Source organism: Blastococcus jejuensis, assembly GCF_039534705.1.
In the GTDB taxonomy this organism is placed as follows: Bacteria; Actinomycetota; Actinomycetes; order Mycobacteriales; family Geodermatophilaceae; genus Blastococcus_B; species Blastococcus_B jejuensis.
The window spans coordinates 16,144-32,692 of sequence record NZ_BAAAVV010000022.1 but is presented as its reverse complement, the minus strand read 5'-3'; the positions used below and the strand labels follow the sequence as shown (position 1 = coordinate 32,692).

The following is a 16,549-nucleotide window of genomic DNA, read 5'->3' as shown; positions in this document are numbered from 1 at the left end:
CCGGCGGGGACACGATCTAGGCCTGGGCCTCAACGATCGGACCTGGGTCGGGCAGTGTTCACCCACCGGCGGCTCGGACACCCGATCATCTCCAGAACCGACCGAGTGCGGCCCCATTAGGGTCGGGTCATGATCCCCGGCACCGGCTCGGAGACCCTCGACCTGGTCCTGCAGATCGGCATCGCGCTGGCCACGCTCGTCCTGATCGTGCTGATCGTGCGCAACTACAGAGGCCGCTGACCGGCTCCGACCGGGGTGCGCAGCCACACGACGGCCAGCGGCACGACGAGCACGGCGGAGACCGCGGAGACCAGACCGAACCCACCCAGCGCCAGCAGCGGGCCCCCGACGACGCCGGCCAGCGCCGCGCCGAGGCCCATGAGCAGGTCGGTGCCGCCCTGCGCCGTGGGCCGCAGGTCGGGGCCCACCGACTCGGTGACCAGGGTCGAGCCCGCGATCAGTCCGCACGACCAGCCCAGCCCCAGCAGGAACAGCCCCGCCCCGAGCTGGACCGCCGCCCCGGGCGGTGCCGTGCCGGCCAGCGCGGCGGCCACCAGCAGGAGGGCGCCGCCGACGGCGACGGTCGTGGCCCGCCCCGCCCGGTCGGCGAGCATGCCGACCAGCGGCGAGAACAGGTACATGCCGGCCACGTGCACGCTGATGACCAGGCCGATGATCCGCAGCGTCGTCCCCTCCGCACCACCGGCGTGGCCCATGTGCACCGGCGTCATGACCATGACGCCGACCATGACCGCGTGCGACACCACGACCGCGGTGAGCCCGAGCCGGCCCGACGGTGACGCCCAGACCGCGCGCACGGCGTTCGCGGTGGCCCGGCGCGGGCGCGCTGCCGGCGCGCCGGTGCCACCACCCACCTGGCGGGCGAGCACCAGCGGGTCGGGGCGCAGCAGGAGCAGGAACCCGCCGGCGACGACCGCGAACACGACCACCGACACGGCGAAACCGCCGCCGAGCGCCGGGAGCCCGAGCGACCGCCCCAGGTCCGCCCCCGGCCCGGCCAGGTTGGGCCCGAGGACCGACCCGACCGTCGTGGCCCAGACGACGAGGCTGATGGCGCGGCCCCGGTGGGCCGGCTCGGCGAGATCGGCTGCGGCGTAGCGGGCCTGCAGACCGCAGGCGGTCGCCGCCCCGAACGCGAACAGCCCGACCAGCAGCAGCGGCAGGGAGGAGAGCGCGGCCGCGACGACGGTGACCAGCGACCCCAGGACGGCGACGGCGTACCCGGCGACCAGGCCGGCCCGCCGGCCGGCGCGGTCGCTGATCCGGGCCAGGGGGACGGCGATGACGGCCGAGCCCAGCACGGCCGCGGTCTGCCCGAGGCCGGCCGCGGTGTCGGTGCCGGCGACGTCGCGGGCGAGCAGCCCGCCGAGCGTGATCCCGACGGTCACGCCGACACCCCCCAGCGCGACACCGCCGCTGAGCACGCCCAGCGTGCGGCGCTGGACGCGGACGACGGCGGTGCTCGAACGCTCCTCGACGGTCACGGCGCCCAGTCTGGACCGGTCACCGTCAGAGGCCCATCGACCGGCCGATGATCTCCTTCATGATCTCGTTCGTCCCGCCGTAGATCGACTGCACGCGCGAGTCGCGCCAGGCCTTCGAGACGGGGTACTCGTCCATGTAGCCGTAGCCACCGTGCAGCTGCAGGCAGCGGTCGGCGACCTTGTTCTGCAGCTCCGTCGTCCACCACTTGGCCATCGCGGCGTCGGAGACGGTGAGGTCGCCGCTGTTGAGCTGCCGGATGCACTCGTCGACGAACGTGCGTGCGATCGTCGTCTCGGTCTGCAGCTCGGCCATGACGAACCGGGTGTTCTGGAACTTGGCGACCGGCCGGCCGAACGCCGTCCGGCCGGTGACGTACTCGTGGGTCAGCGCCAGGACCCGCTCGCAGGCCGCCACCGCACCGACCGCGATCGACAGCCGCTCCTGCGGCAGGTTCTCCATCAGGTGGAAGAAGCCACCGTTCTCGGTGCCGAGCAGGTTCTCGGCCGGCACCCGAACGTCGTCGAAGAACAGCTCGGCGGTGTCCTGGGCCTTCAGGCCCACCTTCTCCAGGTTGCGTCCGCGGGTGAAGCCGGGCATGTCCCGCTCGACCACGAGCAGGCTGGTGCCCTTGGCCGCGGTCGCCTCGGTGTCGGTGCGGGCGACGACGATGACCAGGTCGGCGTTGATGCCGTTGGTGATGAACGTCTTCGAGCCGTTGAGCACCCAGCCGTCGCCGTCCCTGCGGGCGGTGGTCGTGATGCCCTGCAGGTCGCTGCCCGCGCCCGGCTCGGTCATCGCGATCGCGGTGATCAGCTCACCGCTGCAGAACCCGGGCAGCCAGCGCTGCTTCTGCTCCTCGGTGGCGAGGTCGCGCAGGTAGGGGCCGACGACGTCGTTGTGCAGGCCGAAGCCGACGCCGCTGGCGCCGATGCGCACGATCTCCTCGTCGATGACGGCGTTGTACCGGAAGTCGCGGACCCCACCACCGCCGTAGGACTCCTCGAGGTCCATCCCGAGCAGCCCCTGCTTGCCGCCCGAGAGCCACACGTCCCGCGGGACGATGCCGTCCTTCTCCCACTGCGCGTGGAACGGGGCGACGGTCTTCTCCGCCCACGCCCGGACCATGTCCCGGAACTCGTCGTGCTCGGCCTCGTACAAGGAGTGGCGCATGCCACTCAGTCTGCCCGATGCGTCCCTGCGCCCGGCGGTCGCCACCGGCCGCGCACCGCGACCGCCCGGCGGAATGTCGTACCGGCCGGGGACACTCGTCAGCGTGTCCGCTCTCGACCGGTTCTCGGAGGCCACCCGGGCCTGGTTCACCGGTGCCTTCGTGCGGCCGACGCAGGCGCAGGAGGGAGCCTGGGACGCCATCAGCAGCGGCGAGCACGCTCTCGTCGTCGCCCCGACCGGCTCGGGGAAGACCCTCGCGGCGTTCCTGTGGTCGCTGGACCGGCTCGCGGCCGTGCCGCCGCCGGCCGACGAGCAGCGCCGCTGCCGGGTGCTCTACGTCTCGCCGCTCAAGGCGCTGGCCGTCGACGTCGAGCGGAACCTGCGGGCCCCGCTGGCCGGCATCGGCCAGGCCGCCGCCCGGCTCGGCCTCGAGCGCCCGGAGATCCGGGTGGCCATCCGGTCCGGCGACACCCCGGCCGACGAGCGGCGAGCCTTCACGCGGCGGCCCACCGACATCCTCATCACGACCCCCGAGTCGCTGTTCCTGCTGCTGACCAGCGCCGCGCGGGAGGCGCTGCGCGGGATCGAGACGGTGATCGTCGACGAGGTGCACGCCGTGGCCGCGACCAAGCGCGGCGCGCACCTGGCGGTCTCGCTGGACCGGCTCGACGAGCTGCTGGACCGTCCGGCGCAGCGGATCGGACTGTCCGCGACGGTCCGGCCGATCGAGGAGGTGTCGACCTACCTGGCCGGGGGTCGACCCGTGCAGGTGGTCGCGCCGCCGTCGACCAAGGAGTGGGACCTCTCGGTCGTCGTCCCCGTCGAGGACATGAGCGAACTCGGCCAGCCGACCGGCGAGCTGGAGGGCTCCGCGGCCGGCAACCAGCCCCGGTCCTCGATCTGGCCGGCCGTCGAGGAACGGGTGCTCGACCTCGTGCAGGCCCACCGCAGCACGATCGTGTTCGCCAACTCCCGCCGCCTCGCCGAGCGGCTGACGAGCCGGCTCAACGAGCTGGCCTACGAGCGGGCCACCGGCGAGACGGTGCCCCCGGGCACGAACGCCGCCGCGCTCATGGCCCAGGCCGGCTCCGGCGGTGGCGTTCCCGAGGGCGTGCAGCCGGTGGCCGCGGCCCACCACGGCTCGGTGTCCCGGGAGCAGCGGGCGATCGTCGAGGAGGCGCTGAAATCGGGCCGGCTGCCCGCCGTCGTCGCCACCTCCAGCCTGGAGCTGGGCATCGACATGGGCGCGGTCGACCTCGTCGTCCAGGTCGAGGCGCCGCCCACGGTCGCCTCCGGGCTGCAGCGGGTCGGCCGCGCCGGCCACCAGGTCGGCGCGGTCAGCCGGGGCGTGCTGTTCCCGAAGTACCGCGGCGACCTCGTGCAGTGCGCGCTGGTCGCCGAGCGCATGAAGGCCGGCGCGATCGAGTCGATCCGTTACCTCCGCAATCCGCTCGACGTGCTCGCCCAGCAGGTCGTCGCGATCGTCTCCGAGCGGCCCCGCACGGTCGACGAGGTGGCCGCGGTCGTCCGCCGGTCGGCCGCGTTCGCGTCGCTCCCCGACTCCGCCCTGCACGCCGTCCTCGACATGCTGGCCGGTCGCTACCCCTCCGACGCCTTCGCCGAGCTGCGTCCCCGGCTGACCTGGGACCGCGTCACCGACACCCTCACCGCCCGCGCCGGGGCGCAGCGGCTCGCGGTCACCAGCGGCGGCACGATCCCCGATCGCGGCCTGTTCGGGGTCTTCCTCGTGGGGGCCGAGGGCAGCGGGGGGCGCCGGGTCGGCGAGCTCGACGAGGAGATGGTCTACGAGTCCCGCGTCGGCGACGTGTTCCTGCTCGGGTCGTCGTCCTGGCGGATCGAGGACATCACCCACGACCGAGTGCTGGTCACCCCGGCCCCGGGCCAGCCCGGGAAGATGCCGTTCTGGAAGGGCGACGCACCCGGCCGGCCGCTGGAGCTGGGGCGGGCCCTGGGCGCGTTCCTCCGCGAGGTCGGGTCCGCGACCGCCGAGGCCGGGCTGGAACGGGCCCGGGCAGCCGGTCTGGACGAGTGGGGCGCGGCCAACCTGCAGGCCTACCTGGCCGAGCAGAAGGCGGCGACCGGCCACCTGCCCGACGACCGCACCCTGCTCGTCGAGCGCTTCCGCGACGAGCTCGGTGACTGGCGGCTGGTCGTCCACTCGCCCTTCGGCGCCCAGGTCAACGCGCCGTGGGCGCTCGTGCTCGCCGCCCGGCTGCGGGAGCGCTACGGCGTCGACGTGGCCTCCATGCATTCCGACGACGGCATCGTGCTGCGGTTGCCCGACACGACCGGCGAACCTCCCGAGGCCGATCTCGCCGTCCTCGACCCCGACGACGTCGAGCGCGAGGTGACCGCCGAGGTCGGCAGCTCGGCCCTGTTCGCCAGCCGGTTCCGCGAGTGCGCCGCCCGTGCCCTGCTGCTCCCCCGTCGCGACCCGCGCAAGCGCACCCCGCTGTGGCAGCAGCGACAGCGCGCGGCGCAGCTGCTGTCGGTCGCCAGCGAGTTCTCCTCGTTCCCGATCACGCTGGAGGCCGCGCGCGAGGTGCTGCAGGACGTGTACGACGTCCCCGGCCTGGTCGAGCTGATGCGCGACGTCCGTGCACGGCGGGTCCGCGTCGCCGACGTGCAGACCGAGACGGCCTCGCCGTTCGCCCAGTCGCTGCTGTTCGGCTACGTGGGCCAGTTCCTCTACGAGGACGACGCACCGCTGGCCGAGCGACGCGCCCAGGCGCTGGCGCTCGACACCGCGCTGCTGGCCGAGCTGCTCGGCCGGTCCGAGCTGCGCGAACTGCTCGACGGCGAGGCGATGGCGGAGGTCGAGGCCGAACTGCAGCGGCTGCCGCACCAGCGGCACCCGCGCGACGTCGACGGCGCGGCCGACCTGCTGCGGGTGGTCGGTGACCTGACCGTCGCCGAGGCGGCCGCCCGCGGCGTACCAGCCGAGTGGCTCGACGAGCTGGTCGCCGCCCGCCGCGCGCTGGCGGTCCGCATCGCCGGCGAGGAGCGGTACGTCGCGATCGAGGACGCCGGACGGCTGCGCGACGCCCTCGGCACGGCGCTGCCGGTGGGTGTGCCGGAGGTGTTCACCGAGCCCGTGGCCGACCCTCTCGGCGACCTGATCGGCCGCTTCGCGCGCACGCACGGCCCGTTCCAGCCGCCCGAGGTCGCCGCCCGCCTCGGGTTGGGCGTCGCCGTCGTCACCGCCACCCTGCAGCGGCTCACCGGTACCGGTCGGCTCGTCGCGGGCGAGTTCCGGCCCGGCGGTACCGGCCACGAGTGGTGCGACGCCGAGGTGCTGCGCATGGTCCGGCGGCGCAGCCTGGCCCGGCTGCGCCAGGAGGTGGAGCCGGTCCCCATCGGCACGCTGGCGCGGTTCACCCCTGCGTGGCAGTCGGTGGGCGGTCTGCTCCGCGGAGTGGACGGCGTGCTGGCCGTGGTCGAGCAACTCGCCGGGGCCCTCGTGCCCGCGAGCGCCCTGGAATCCCTGGTGCTCCCGGCACGGGTGCGCAACTACAGCCCGGCCATGCTCGACGAGCTGACCAGCGCCGGCGAGGTGCTGTGGGCCGGTGCCGGCGGGCTGCCCGGCGGCGATGGCTGGATCAGCCTGGTGCCCGCCGATCTGGCCACGCTGCTGCTGCCCGAGCCGCTCGACGTGCCCGAGGGCGGGGCGCCGGTGCTGGAGCAGTTGGCCGGCGGCCAGGCGCTGTTCTTCCGGGGTCTGTCCGACCTCGTCGGCTCCACCGATGACACCGCGATGGCCGACCTCGTCTGGGACCTCGTGTGGGCGGGCGTGCTCACCAACGACACCCTGGCGCCGTTGCGCACGCGGCTCTCCGGCGGGGGCACGCACCGCCGCAAGGCCGACGCCCCCCGGGTGCGCAGCGGCCGCTACGGGCGCACGCGGCTGGGTCGCCCCGCCATGCCCAGCCGCACCGGCCCGCCGACGGTGGCCGGGCGCTGGTCGCGGCTGCCCGACCGGGAGGTCAACGCGACGCGGCGCACCACCGCCCGCGCGGAGGCGCTGCTCGAACGGCACGGGGTGCTGACCCGCGGCGCCGTCGTGGCCGAGCAGGTGTCCGGCGGCTTCTCCGCCGTCTACCCGATCCTGCGCGCCTTCGAGGAGAACGGCCGGTCCCGCCGGGGCTACTTCGTCGAGACGCTGGGCGCCGCCCAGTTCGGCACCCCCGGCTCGGTCGACCGGCTGCGCAGCTTCGCCGCACCCGACCGCGTCCCCGGCGGCGCGGCGGTGCTGGCCGCGACCGACCCGGCCAACGTCTACGGCGCCGCGCTGCCCTGGCCGGAACGTCCCGGCACCGAGGGCGAGGGCCGCACCAGCGGGGAGGACATCGGAGAGGGCACGGGCGCATCCCGGCGGTCCGGGCACCGGGCCGGTCGCAAGGCCGGTGCGCTGGTGGTCCTGGTCGACGGCGACCTCGTGCTCTACGTCGAGCGGGGCGGCAAGACGCTGCTGTCCTGGACCGAGGACGAGCACCTGCTCAAGGAGGCCGCGACGGCGCTGTCGGGTGCGGTGGCCGCCGGGGCGCTGGGGCGGATGACCGTGCAGCGGGCCGACGGCGCCTCGGTGCACGAGGCCACACCGCTATCGGCGGCCCTGCAGGCGGCCGGGTTTGCCGCCACCCCCCGCGGGCTGCGCCTGCGCGGCTGAGCCGGCATCAGCGGCCGGGGTGCAACCAGCGGCCGAGCAAGCGGGTGAGCCTCGGCATGACCACGTGGCCCAGCAGGAGGACGACGGCGGTCGCCGACAGCAGCAGCCGCACCTCCAGCGGCCACGACGCCAGGTGCGGCATGACCAGGTTCTGCAGCAGCGAGGTGATGACGAAGACGGCGGCGATCGTCACCAGCGTCATGCGCCAGCGCGGGCCCGGCTGCGGCGAGCGGGTGAAGAAGCTCTCCAGCCCCGCGACGCGGTTGTAGCGCTCGTCGTCGACCATGTCCTCCACGTGCGCCAGGGCCGAGCGGCGCTCCGACGACCGCTCCCACGCGGCGAGCGAGTCGTCGTCCTGGAATCGGTAGACCAGGTGGTACTCGGAGCTGCCCGGCCCCGGGTGCAGCATGCTCGCGCCGAGGTTCCCCGGGAAGGCGCGGGCGACGCGCAGCACGTCGTCCGCCCAGCGCTCGAACGCCGCCCGGTGCTCCGGTCGCACCACGCGGGCCACGGTCACGGTGACCGGCTCCGGGCACGGAGCCTCGTCGGAGGTGCCGAGCCGGGCGCGCAGGCGGAGGGGAACGCTCACGTGTGCGTTCAGCACCGGCCCGCCCGTTCCTCATCCCGGCTGTCAGGGGTCTCACACCAGGTGAGGACGCCGAGGGACACTGGCAGCGTGCCCGAGGGAGACACCGTCTGGCTGGCCGCGCAGCGGATGAACACCGCGCTGGCCGGTGGGACGCTGCGCCGGGGTGAGTTCCGGCTCCCCCAGCTCGCGACGCTCGACCTCACCGGCAGCGAGGTCACCGAGGTGCTGCCCCGCGGCAAGCACCTGCTGATCCGCCTGGCCGACGGGCGCACCCTGCGCACGCACTTCCGGATGGACGGGAGCTGGCACATCTACCGCCCGGGCGCGCCGTGGCGCGGGGGTCCGGCGTACGACGTCCGCGTCGTGCTCGTCACCGACGACTACGAGTGCGTCGGCTACCGGCTGCACGACGTCGAGATCGTGCCGACCGCCGAGGAGGACCGGCTGGTCGGGCACCTGGGCCCCGACGTCCTCGGCCCGGACTGGGATCTCGACGAGGCGCTGCGCCGGCTGCGCGAGCACCCCGACGAGCAGATCGGCGTCGCCCTGGTCGACCAGCGCAACCTGGCCGGGATCGGCAACCTGTACAAGGTCGAGTCGCTGTTCGTCCTGGGCGTCCACCCGTGGACCCGGGTGGCCGACGTCCCCGACCTGGCCGCCCTGGTGCAGAAGGCCCGCGCGCTGATGCGGGCCAACCTGCACCATCCGGAGCAGAACACCACCGGCGATCCGCGCCGGGGCCGTGACCACTGGGTGTTCGGCCGCCGCGGGAAGCCCTGCCTCCGCTGCGGCAGCAGGATCCTGCTCGGCGAGCAGGGCCCGCCCACGCAGGAGCGAGTGACCTGGTGGTGCCCCCGGTGCCAGGCGGCCCGCTCCCCCATCGACCCGCAGGCGCGCACCGGGGAGCCGCACCGGCCGCAGCCGGTCACCCTGTACTAAGGGTCGACCCAGAACGTGTCGTGGCGGAGGAAGAACGCCGTCCAGTCGTCCTCGCCCATGGCGTCGCGCCGGGCGGCGTCGGCCAGGGTCTCGAAGTAGTCCTCGCGCGGCGCCCCCGGCGTGAACAGCAGCAGCATCGACGCCGGCTCCCCCGACTCGTTGCGGAAGCCGTGGACGCCCCCGATGGGCACGTGGAAGAAGTCACCGGGCCCGGCGTCGAGCCACCCGCGACCGTCGTGCAGCCGGACCGACCCGCTGAGCACGTAGAACGACTCGGTGATGCTGCGGTGGAAGTGCGGGGCCGGGCCGGAAGGCCGGGGGCCCATGTCCCACTTGTAGAGCCCGAACGCCCCACCGGTCGTCACACCGGTGGCCAGGTAGTGGGCGGCGCTCCCGCCGCCCATGGGTAGTTCGGCCGGGGTGCCGGCGCCACGAACCCACCCGCTGACCTCCCCCGCCGAGCCGGTATGGCTCGGCGGGGGGTACTCCGGACCGGACACGATGTTGACGCCTCCCGGCCCGAGGTTCCTTCTCCTACTGCTGGTCGGGACGCTCGGCCGGCTGGGCCTCGCGCTGCTCGGCGCCGGCGGCCGGCACACCGGGCGCGCCCTGCTCGATCGCCGCGGCCTGGCTGCCCTCGACGGCGGCCGGGCCACCGGACATCGACGCGCGGATCTGGTCGAGACGCGATGCACCGGCGACGTCGAGGGTCGCCTTCTGCACCTCGAGCATCCGGCCCTCGACCGACGTCTGCGCGAGCTCCGCCTGACCGAGGGCGTTGGCGTACCGGGCCTCGATCTTGTCGCGGACCTCGGACAGGCTGGGCGTGTTGCCCGGCGCGGACAGCTCGTTGACCTGGCGCAGCGAATCGGCCACGTGCTCCTGCATCTTGGCCTGCTCGAGCTGGCTCATCAGCTTGGTGCGCTCGGCCAGGGTCGTCTGCAGCCGCATCCGGCTCTGCTCGACGGCGCCCCGGGCCTGCTCGGCGGCCTGCAGCGCCTCGTCGTGGCTGCGCTTGAGGTCCTCCATCGACTGCTCGGCGGCCACCAGCTGGGTGGCGAAGGCCTGCGCGGCCTGCTCGTACTCCGACGCCTTGGCCGCGTCACCGCCGGCGTGGGACTTGTCCGCGAGGACCAGCGCCTGCCGCGCCGAGGCCTGCAGCTTCTCGACCTCGCCGAGCTGCCGATTGAGGCGCATCTCCAGCTGCCGCTGGTTGCCCAGGACCGCGGCGGCCTGGTTGGCCAGCTGCTGGTGGCGCTGCTGCTCGGCCTCGATCGCCTGGGCGATCTGGATCTTCGGGTCCGCGCGCTGGTCGATCTGCGCGTTGGCCGAGGCCGTCAGGTACTTCCACAGCTTCACGAACGGGTTGGGCATGGGTCCTCCTGCTCCGGCGCAGCTGCCGGCCCGGCGATGCACGTGGCCTCATCGTTCCAGGTGATCGGCCTTCGGAGCGAACGCGGGCCGATTCCTCCACGGATAGGGTCGGTCCGTGGCCGGCGCAGACCCCATCCTCAGCGTTCTCGGGGAGCTGGTCGTCGACCTGCTCCCGGCGCCCGGTGCCCCGGCGGGGCAGCACGGGACGGCGCCGCAGTACGTCGCCCGGCCCGGCGGCAACGCCCTCAACGTCGCGGTGGCAGCGGCCCGTCTCGGCGTCCCCGTCCAGCTGCTCGCCCGGCTGGGCACCGGCCCGCTGGCCGGCCACCTGCGTCGGCACGCCGAGATCTCCGGGGTGGACGTCGCGGGTTTCATCGAGGCCGACGAGCCGGTGAGCCTGGCCGTCGTCGGGCTCGGTCCCGACGGGTCGCCGTCCTACGGCTTCCACGTGCTGGGCGCCGCCGACTGGCAGTGGACGGATGAGGAACTGGCCGCCGTCCTGCCCGAGTCGACCGGGATCCTGCACGTCGGGTCGATCTCGAGCTGGACGGCGCCGGGCTCGGAGGCGATCGCCCGGCTGGTCGAGCGGGTGCACGCCGGCGGCGCGCTGGTCAGCGTCGACCCGAACATCCGCCCCGCACTGGCCGACGGGCCGGTCGGGGCGACCCTCGGCAACTCCGCCGCGGTCGTCCGCGACCGCCTCGAGCGGCTGATCTCCCGGGCCGACGTGGTGAAGGTGAGCGCCGAGGACCTCGAGTGGCTGGAGCCCGAGGCGGTCGGATCGGCCGAGGGCCTCGACGTCGCCGCGCAGCGCTTCGCCGAGCGTGGCGTCGCCCTCGTGGTGCTCACCGACGGTGGCGCACCGCTGCGCGTCGCCCGGCCGGGTCGTCCGCTGCTGCACCGCGAGCCGCCGCGCGTGACCGTCGTCGACACCGTCGGCGCCGGCGACTCCCTGGCCGCCGGGCTGCTCGGCGGCCTGCTCGCTGCCGGCGTCAGCTCGCGCCAGGCGCTGCTGGACCTGCCGGACGACACCCTGCTCGCCCTGATCGACGACGCCGCGCTCGTCGCGGCGATCAACTGCACCCGGGTGGGCGCCGACCCGCCCACCCGCGCCGAGCTGGACGCGGCGCGGGCCGCGCGGTGACCGCACCCGGCGACGCCCATCTGGTCGGGTTCGCCGAGCTGTCCGCCACGACGGTCCGCGCGCGGCTCCTCGACGCCCACGACCGGTTCTGGGCCGGCGACACCCGGGCGCTGCACCACCCCGTGTGGTTCCACCAGTTCGGCGGGTTCGGTGCCTTGGCGATGAGCGACGACGGCGAGGACGTCGGGTACGTGCTGGGCGTGGTCACGGCCGACCGCCTCGCCTATCTGCACCTGCTCGCCGTGCGCGACGACCGCCGCCGGTCGGGGCTCGGTCGCCTGCTGTGCGCGTGGTTCGACGCGCTGGCGGTGGGCACCGGCGCCCGCGTCGTGCAGGCCGTGACCCGGCCGGACAACGACGCGGCGCTGGCCTTCCACACCGCCCTGGGGGCGAGCGCCCACCTGTCGAAGGACCACGCCGGGCCGGGCGAGGACCGGGTGGTGCTGACCCGGGGGCTACTCCCCCGCTGACGGGTCCAGGACGGCGGCCAGCCGGGCCGCGTGGCGGTGCCGGGTGGTCGACCGGCCCGGCTGGAGCGCGACACCGACCAGCCAGCGGGCGGCCAGCTCCGCGCCGTCGGCGTCGATCCGGAGCGCCGCGGCCAGCCGCGCGGTGAGCTGCGACCACCGCTCACCCCCGACCGCCAGCATCGCGGTGAGCGTCTCGGGCTCCGCCTCGGCCAACCGGCGCAGCACCCGGTGCGCCCCGAACTCGTCGGAGAGCGCCGCCAGCGCCTGAGCGAGGGGCATCGTCGCGGCCAGCGCCGCCAACCGGTCCAGCTCGGTGCCCAGCAGGGCGGCGGCGACCTCGTCCTTGGTCCGGAAGTGGTTGTAGAGCGTGGCCTTGGCGACGCCGGCGGCAGCCGCGATCGACTGCATGGTGCTCCGTCGCAGCCCCTGCTCGGCGAACGCACGGGCGGCCCCCGCGAGCAGCCCGGCGCGGGTGCGGTTCATCGCGTTGCCGGCCCGGGTGTGAGCGCCGGCCACGTGCGCCGGGGGTCGCCACGGCGCGGGCGGGCCGGCCGCGGAGGGGAGCACGACCCCTGTCTCGCACCGCGAGCCGCCCCGGTCAAGGACGCGAGCGGCGTGTCGCGCGCCGTTCAGGCCGCGAGCGAGACCGCCTCGCCCTGGCGGCGACCCGAGCGGCCCGGCTGGCCGGCACCGACCAGCGCCAGCGCGGGCTCGGGGGCCGGGGTGTCCGCGGCGGGCTGCTCGACCGGAGCCGGGGTCGGGACGGCCGGCTCGGTCAGCGGGCGGACCGAGCCGCCGCCGGCCACCCGCAGTTCGAGGCTGACCTCGGCCAGCAGGTCGGCGAGCTCCACCTCGAGGGCGTCGCAGATGGAGGCGAGCAGCTCGGAGGAGGCCTCCTTCTGCCCGCGCTCGACCTCCGAGAGGTAGCCGAGGCTCACGCGGGCGGCACCGGAGACGTCGCGCAGCGTTCGGCGCTGACGCAGCCGGTGGCCACGCAGCGTGTTCCCGAGCTGGGTGCGCAGCAGCGTCATGGCCGTCTCCTGTCCTGCGAGCGGGGGAAGCGCCGTCGCCCTCCCGGGCGTCGTGCGCTCACGGTACGCGGCGGCGGGGGCCGGGGCTGACCCCACCACCGCGCGTCCGCTCATGGCGTAACAGCGTCGCCCGGACGGACGTTCCACGTCCCCCGGTCCAGCGCGCTCAACCGAGCCGGCCCAGCAGCTCGGTGACCGCCGCGGCGACGGCCCCCGCGCGCACCGCGGCCCGCTCCCCCGGCAGGTCGAGCTCCACGACGTCGGTGCGCGACCCATCAGCCACCCCGAGGTAGACCCGCCCGGCGCCGTGACCGTCGACCGGGTCGGGGCCGGCGACGCCGGTCAGGGCGATGCCCCAGGTCGATCGGCACCGTTCCCGGACGCCCTCGGCGAGCGAGGCAGCCGTCTCGGGGCTGACCGGACCGTGCGCGGCGAGGACGTCCTGGGGCACCCCGGCGAGCGTCGTCTTCAGGTCGGTCGCGTAGACGACGACACCGCCCCGCAGCGTGGCGCTGGCGCCCGGCACGGTGGCCAGGGTGGCGCAGAACAGGCCGGCGGTCAGCGACTCGGCGGCCGCCACGGTCTGGCCACGGGAGAGCAGGGCGGCGTGCAGCCGCCGGACGGCGTCGTCCGGCGGCGCTGCGGTGTCGGTCACCGGTGCATCCTCGCCCCGCGACGCAGCGCCTACCTCCAGGGACGCCGCGTCACTACAGTTCTCGTCGGTCATCCCCAGGGGGAAGCGACTCCCGTCAGGGAGGCAGGGATGCGCGGAGAGACGACCGCGGGACCGCTCGTGCGCGTGCTCGGCGGGCTCGCGCTGTCGCACGGCCACCGGCCCGTCGTCGTGCCGCCGGGCAGCCGCCGGCTGCTGGCCTACCTGGCGCTGCACCCCGACGGCGTGGACCGCCGGGCGGCGGCCGGCGCGCTGTGGCCCACAGTCTGCGACGGCCGGGCGGCGGGCAACCTGCGCTCGGCACTCTGGCGGCTGCAGCAGGTCGGCTGCCCGCTGCTGGACGCCGGCCCGCTCGATCTGCGCCTGGCGGACGACGTCGTCGTCGACCTCGCCGCCGTGCAGGCGTGGGCGACCCGGGTGATCGCGGGCGATGCCCGCGACGACGACCTGGCGGTCGACCCGGGCCGGATCGGCGAGCTGGACGTCCTGCCGGGCTGGTACGACGACTGGGTGCTCGCGATCCGCGACCGGCTGCGGCTGCGGCTCCTGCACGCGCTCGAGGCGCTCAGCGTGCTGCTGCTGCGGGCCGGGCGACCCGCGGAGGCGGTCGAGGCGGTGCACGCCGCCGTGCTCGTCGAGCCGCTGCGCGAGAGCGGCCAGCGCGCGCTCATCGAGGCCCACCAGGCCGCCGGCGACTGGGTGGCGGCGCGGCGGCAGTACGACGCGTTCCGGGGGCTCCTGCGGCAGGAGGTCGGAGTGGAGCCGAGCTTCGAGTTCGGTGTCGCGACCCGGTCCCGGTAGCCCCTCAGGCCGCGGTGTCCCTGCGCGTACCGCTCGTGCCGGTGGGTCCGGCGGCCCGCCGCGCCGCCGCGGCGCGCATGGCCCGGGCGCTGGTGCGGCGCAGGCTCAGCGCCCGGTACACGTAGTCGAGCCCGGTGACGACGGTCAGCAGCACCGCGAACGCCATCACCCACCAGCGGGCGGTGGCCAGGAGTCCGGTCAGCGGCAGGATGTACATCGCGATCGCCAGCGACTGGACGACGGTCTTCAGCTTGCCGCCGCGGCTGCTGGCGATCACCCCGTGCCGGATCACCCAGAACCGCAGCAGGGTCACCCCGACCTCGCGGACCAGGATCGTCAGGGTCACCCACCACGGCAGGAGCATCAGCACCGAGAGCCCGATCAGCGCCGTCCCGGTCAGGGCCTTGTCGGCGATCGGGTCGGCCAGCTTGCCGAACTCGGTCACCTGGCCGGTGCGCCGGGCGATCATGCCGTCGTAGCGGTCGGTGATGATCGCCAGACCGAACACCAGGGTGGCCCACCACCGGCCGGCCTCGTCGGAGCCGTGATCCTGCAGGAGCAGCACCGCGAACACCGGCACCATGGCCAGCCGCAGCACGGTCAACGCGTTGGGCAGGTTGACCAGCTTCGCCGTCTGCGGCGGGGTGGCGGCCGGGTCGGCGGACAACGCCGTCACCGACCGGTCGCGGGCACGGCCGGTACCAGGGTGCAGGCGATGAGGTCCACGCCCTCGGTGCCGACGACCTCGGCGGCCAGGACCTGGCCGGCGACCGCGTCCTCGGGCACACCGGTGACCGTCGTCGTCCCGTCGGCGTCGGGGTCCTGGTGGGCGGCGTGCCCCAGCCACACTCCCGGCCCCTCCTCCGCGGAGAGGTCCTCGGTGAGCAGCACCTCGACGCGGTCGCCGATGCGCTCCTCCGCGCGCTGCGCGGTGAGCTCCTCGACGAGGTCGGTGATCCGGCGGACGCGGGCGTCGATCTCGGCCTGGTCCAGCTTGCCGGGCAGCCCGATCGCCTCGGTGCCCTCCTCGTCGGAGTAGCCGAAGACCCCGACCGCGTCGAGGCGGCCCTCGGTGAGGAAGCGCTCGAGCTCGGCGACGTCGTCCTCGGTCTCCCCCGGGAAGCCGAGGATGACGTTGGTGCGGAACCCGGCGGCCGGCGCGAGGGCCCGGGCCCGCTCGATCAGCGCGAGGAAGTCGTCGGTGCCGCCGAACCGGCGCATGCGGCGCAGCAGCGTCGGCGACGAGTGCTGGAACGACAGGTCGAAGTAGGGCGCGATCCGGTCGGTCCCGGCGATCACCTCGAGCAGGCCGGGGCGCAGCTCGGCGGGCTGCAGGTAGGCCACCCGCACGCGCGCGATGCCCTCGATCGCGGCCAACTGGGGCAGCAGCGCCTCCAGCGACCGCAGGTCGCCGAGGTCCTTGCCGTAGGACGTCGAGTTCTCGCTGACCAGGACCAGCTCGGTGACGCCCTGGGACGCCAGCCACCGGGCCTCACCGAGCACCTCGGCCGGCGGGCGGGACACGAACGCGCCGCGGAAGGTCGGGATGGCGCAGAACGCGCACCGCCGGTCGCACCCCGACGCCAGCTTCAGCGCGGCCGTCGGCCCGGACGCCAGCCGCTTGCGGCGGAGCCAGTCGTGACCCGGGATGGCCGGCGCGTCGACCGCGGCCGTGGCGGCGGTGCGCTCGACGGGGCTGATCGGCAGCAGCGTCCGCCGGTCGCGGGGGGTGTGCGGCACGAGGGGGCGGCCGGCGAGGACGTCGTCGAGGCGGTCGCCGATCGCCCCGTAGTCGTCGAACCCGAGCACGGTGGCCTCGGGCAGCGCACCGGCCAGCTCCGAGCCGTAGCGCTCGGCCATGCAGCCGACGGCGACGACCTCGGCCCCGGAGTCGGTGGCGGCCAGGATCGCGTCGACCGAGTCCTTCTTGGCCGTCTCGATGAAGCCGCAGGTGTTCACCAGGACCGCGTCCGCGCCCTCGGCGTCGTCGACCAGCTCGTAGCCGTCGGCGGCGAGCCGCCCGGCCAGTTCCTCGGAGTCGACCTCGTTGCGGGCGCACCCGAGGGTCACCACCGCCACTTTCCGGGCAGGGCGGGGCAGTGCTGTCACCGGCCCATCGTAGTGGCCCCCTGCAGGGTCCCGCCGCGAGCTTGCGAGTGGCGGGG

15 protein-coding genes are annotated in these 16,549 nt (G+C 75.0%); 5 read left to right on the top strand and 10 right to left on the bottom strand.

Annotated features, from left to right (window positions below; translation table 11 throughout):
- Positions 1-224 precede the first annotated feature (224 nt).
- The gene (locus ABD644_RS22435; RefSeq protein ID WP_344691552.1) at positions 225-1,505 is read right to left on the bottom strand and encodes an MFS transporter; all 1,281 of its coding nucleotides are present in this window, start codon (positions 1,503-1,505) and stop codon (positions 225-227) included.
- A gap of 25 nt (positions 1,506-1,530) precedes the next feature.
- The gene (locus tag ABD644_RS22430) at positions 1,531-2,676 is read right to left on the bottom strand and encodes an acyl-CoA dehydrogenase family protein (protein WP_344691550.1); all 1,146 of its coding nucleotides are present in this window, start codon (positions 2,674-2,676) and stop codon (positions 1,531-1,533) included.
- Positions 2,677-2,779: 103 nt separating this feature from the next.
- On the opposite strand from ABD644_RS22430, the gene ABD644_RS22425 reads away from it, so the two are divergent.
- A complete protein-coding gene (locus ABD644_RS22425; RefSeq protein WP_344691548.1) occupies positions 2,780-7,363 on the top strand; it encodes an ATP-dependent helicase in 4,584 nt (1,527 codons plus the stop codon).
- 7 nt (positions 7,364-7,370) lie between these two features.
- Here ABD644_RS22425 and ABD644_RS22420 read toward each other — a convergent pair whose 3' ends face one another.
- Positions 7,371-7,952 carry an antibiotic biosynthesis monooxygenase gene (locus ABD644_RS22420; protein WP_344691546.1) on the bottom strand — a complete coding sequence of 194 codons (582 nt, stop codon included), beginning with the start codon at positions 7,950-7,952 and terminating at the stop codon, positions 7,371-7,373.
- A gap of 87 nt (positions 7,953-8,039) precedes the next feature.
- Between ABD644_RS22420 and ABD644_RS22415 the strand changes: the two genes are divergently transcribed.
- Complete coding sequence (locus ABD644_RS22415; protein WP_344691544.1) at positions 8,040-8,891, top strand: DNA-formamidopyrimidine glycosylase family protein; 852 nt, start codon at positions 8,040-8,042, stop codon at positions 8,889-8,891.
- Here ABD644_RS22415 and ABD644_RS22410 read toward each other — a convergent pair.
- Positions 8,888-9,295 (bottom strand): cupin domain-containing protein, encoded by a 408-nt coding sequence (locus tag ABD644_RS22410; RefSeq protein WP_344691542.1) that lies wholly within the window; start codon positions 9,293-9,295, stop codon positions 8,888-8,890. The genes ABD644_RS22415 and ABD644_RS22410 overlap by 4 nt on opposite strands.
- Positions 9,296-9,425: 130 nt before the next feature.
- The gene (locus tag ABD644_RS22405) at positions 9,426-10,265 is read right to left on the bottom strand and encodes a PspA/IM30 family protein (protein ID WP_344691540.1); all 840 of its coding nucleotides are present in this window, start codon (positions 10,263-10,265) and stop codon (positions 9,426-9,428) included.
- Positions 10,266-10,380: 115 nt separating this feature from the next.
- On the opposite strand from ABD644_RS22405, the gene ABD644_RS22400 reads away from it, so the two are divergent.
- Together ABD644_RS22400 and ABD644_RS22395 are read left to right on the top strand one after the other, a co-directional pair.
- Positions 10,381-11,409: a PfkB family carbohydrate kinase gene (locus ABD644_RS22400; protein WP_344691539.1), complete on the top strand. Its 1,029-nt coding sequence runs from the start codon at positions 10,381-10,383 to the stop codon at positions 11,407-11,409.
- Positions 11,406-11,879 carry a GNAT family N-acetyltransferase gene (locus ABD644_RS22395; RefSeq protein WP_344691537.1) on the top strand — a complete coding sequence of 158 codons (474 nt, stop codon included), beginning with the start codon at positions 11,406-11,408 and terminating at the stop codon, positions 11,877-11,879. The genes ABD644_RS22400 and ABD644_RS22395 overlap by 4 nt, the downstream gene beginning before the upstream one ends.
- On the opposite strand, the gene ABD644_RS22390 is transcribed toward ABD644_RS22395, so the two are convergent.
- The 3 genes from ABD644_RS22390 to ABD644_RS22380 form a co-directional block, all read right to left on the bottom strand.
- Positions 11,865-12,446, bottom strand: a complete 582-nt coding sequence (locus ABD644_RS22390) for a TetR family transcriptional regulator (RefSeq protein ID WP_344691535.1) — start codon at positions 12,444-12,446, stop codon at positions 11,865-11,867. The genes ABD644_RS22395 and ABD644_RS22390 overlap by 15 nt on opposite strands.
- Positions 12,447-12,508: 62 nt before the next feature.
- Complete coding sequence (locus ABD644_RS22385) at positions 12,509-12,910, bottom strand: helix-turn-helix domain-containing protein (RefSeq protein ID WP_344691533.1); 402 nt, start codon at positions 12,908-12,910, stop codon at positions 12,509-12,511.
- Positions 12,911-13,076: 166 nt separating this feature from the next.
- Positions 13,077-13,565, bottom strand: a complete 489-nt coding sequence (locus tag ABD644_RS22380; protein ID WP_344691531.1) for a CinA family protein — start codon at positions 13,563-13,565, stop codon at positions 13,077-13,079.
- A gap of 108 nt (positions 13,566-13,673) precedes the next feature.
- On the opposite strand from ABD644_RS22380, the gene ABD644_RS22375 reads away from it, so the two are divergent.
- Entirely contained in the window at positions 13,674-14,384 is a 711-nt protein-coding gene (locus ABD644_RS22375) for an AfsR/SARP family transcriptional regulator (protein ID WP_344691529.1), read from the top strand.
- Between the two features lie 4 nt (positions 14,385-14,388).
- On the opposite strand, the gene pgsA is transcribed toward ABD644_RS22375, so the two are convergent.
- Together pgsA and rimO are read right to left on the bottom strand one after the other, a co-directional pair.
- Positions 14,389-15,060 (bottom strand): CDP-diacylglycerol--glycerol-3-phosphate 3-phosphatidyltransferase, encoded by a 672-nt coding sequence (gene pgsA, locus ABD644_RS22370; protein WP_344691526.1) that lies wholly within the window; start codon positions 15,058-15,060, stop codon positions 14,389-14,391.
- Complete coding sequence (gene rimO, locus ABD644_RS22365; protein ID WP_344691524.1) at positions 15,057-16,493, bottom strand: 30S ribosomal protein S12 methylthiotransferase RimO; 1,437 nt, start codon at positions 16,491-16,493, stop codon at positions 15,057-15,059. Before rimO ends, pgsA begins: the two co-directional genes overlap by 4 nt.
- Positions 16,494-16,549: the final 56 nt, after the last annotated feature.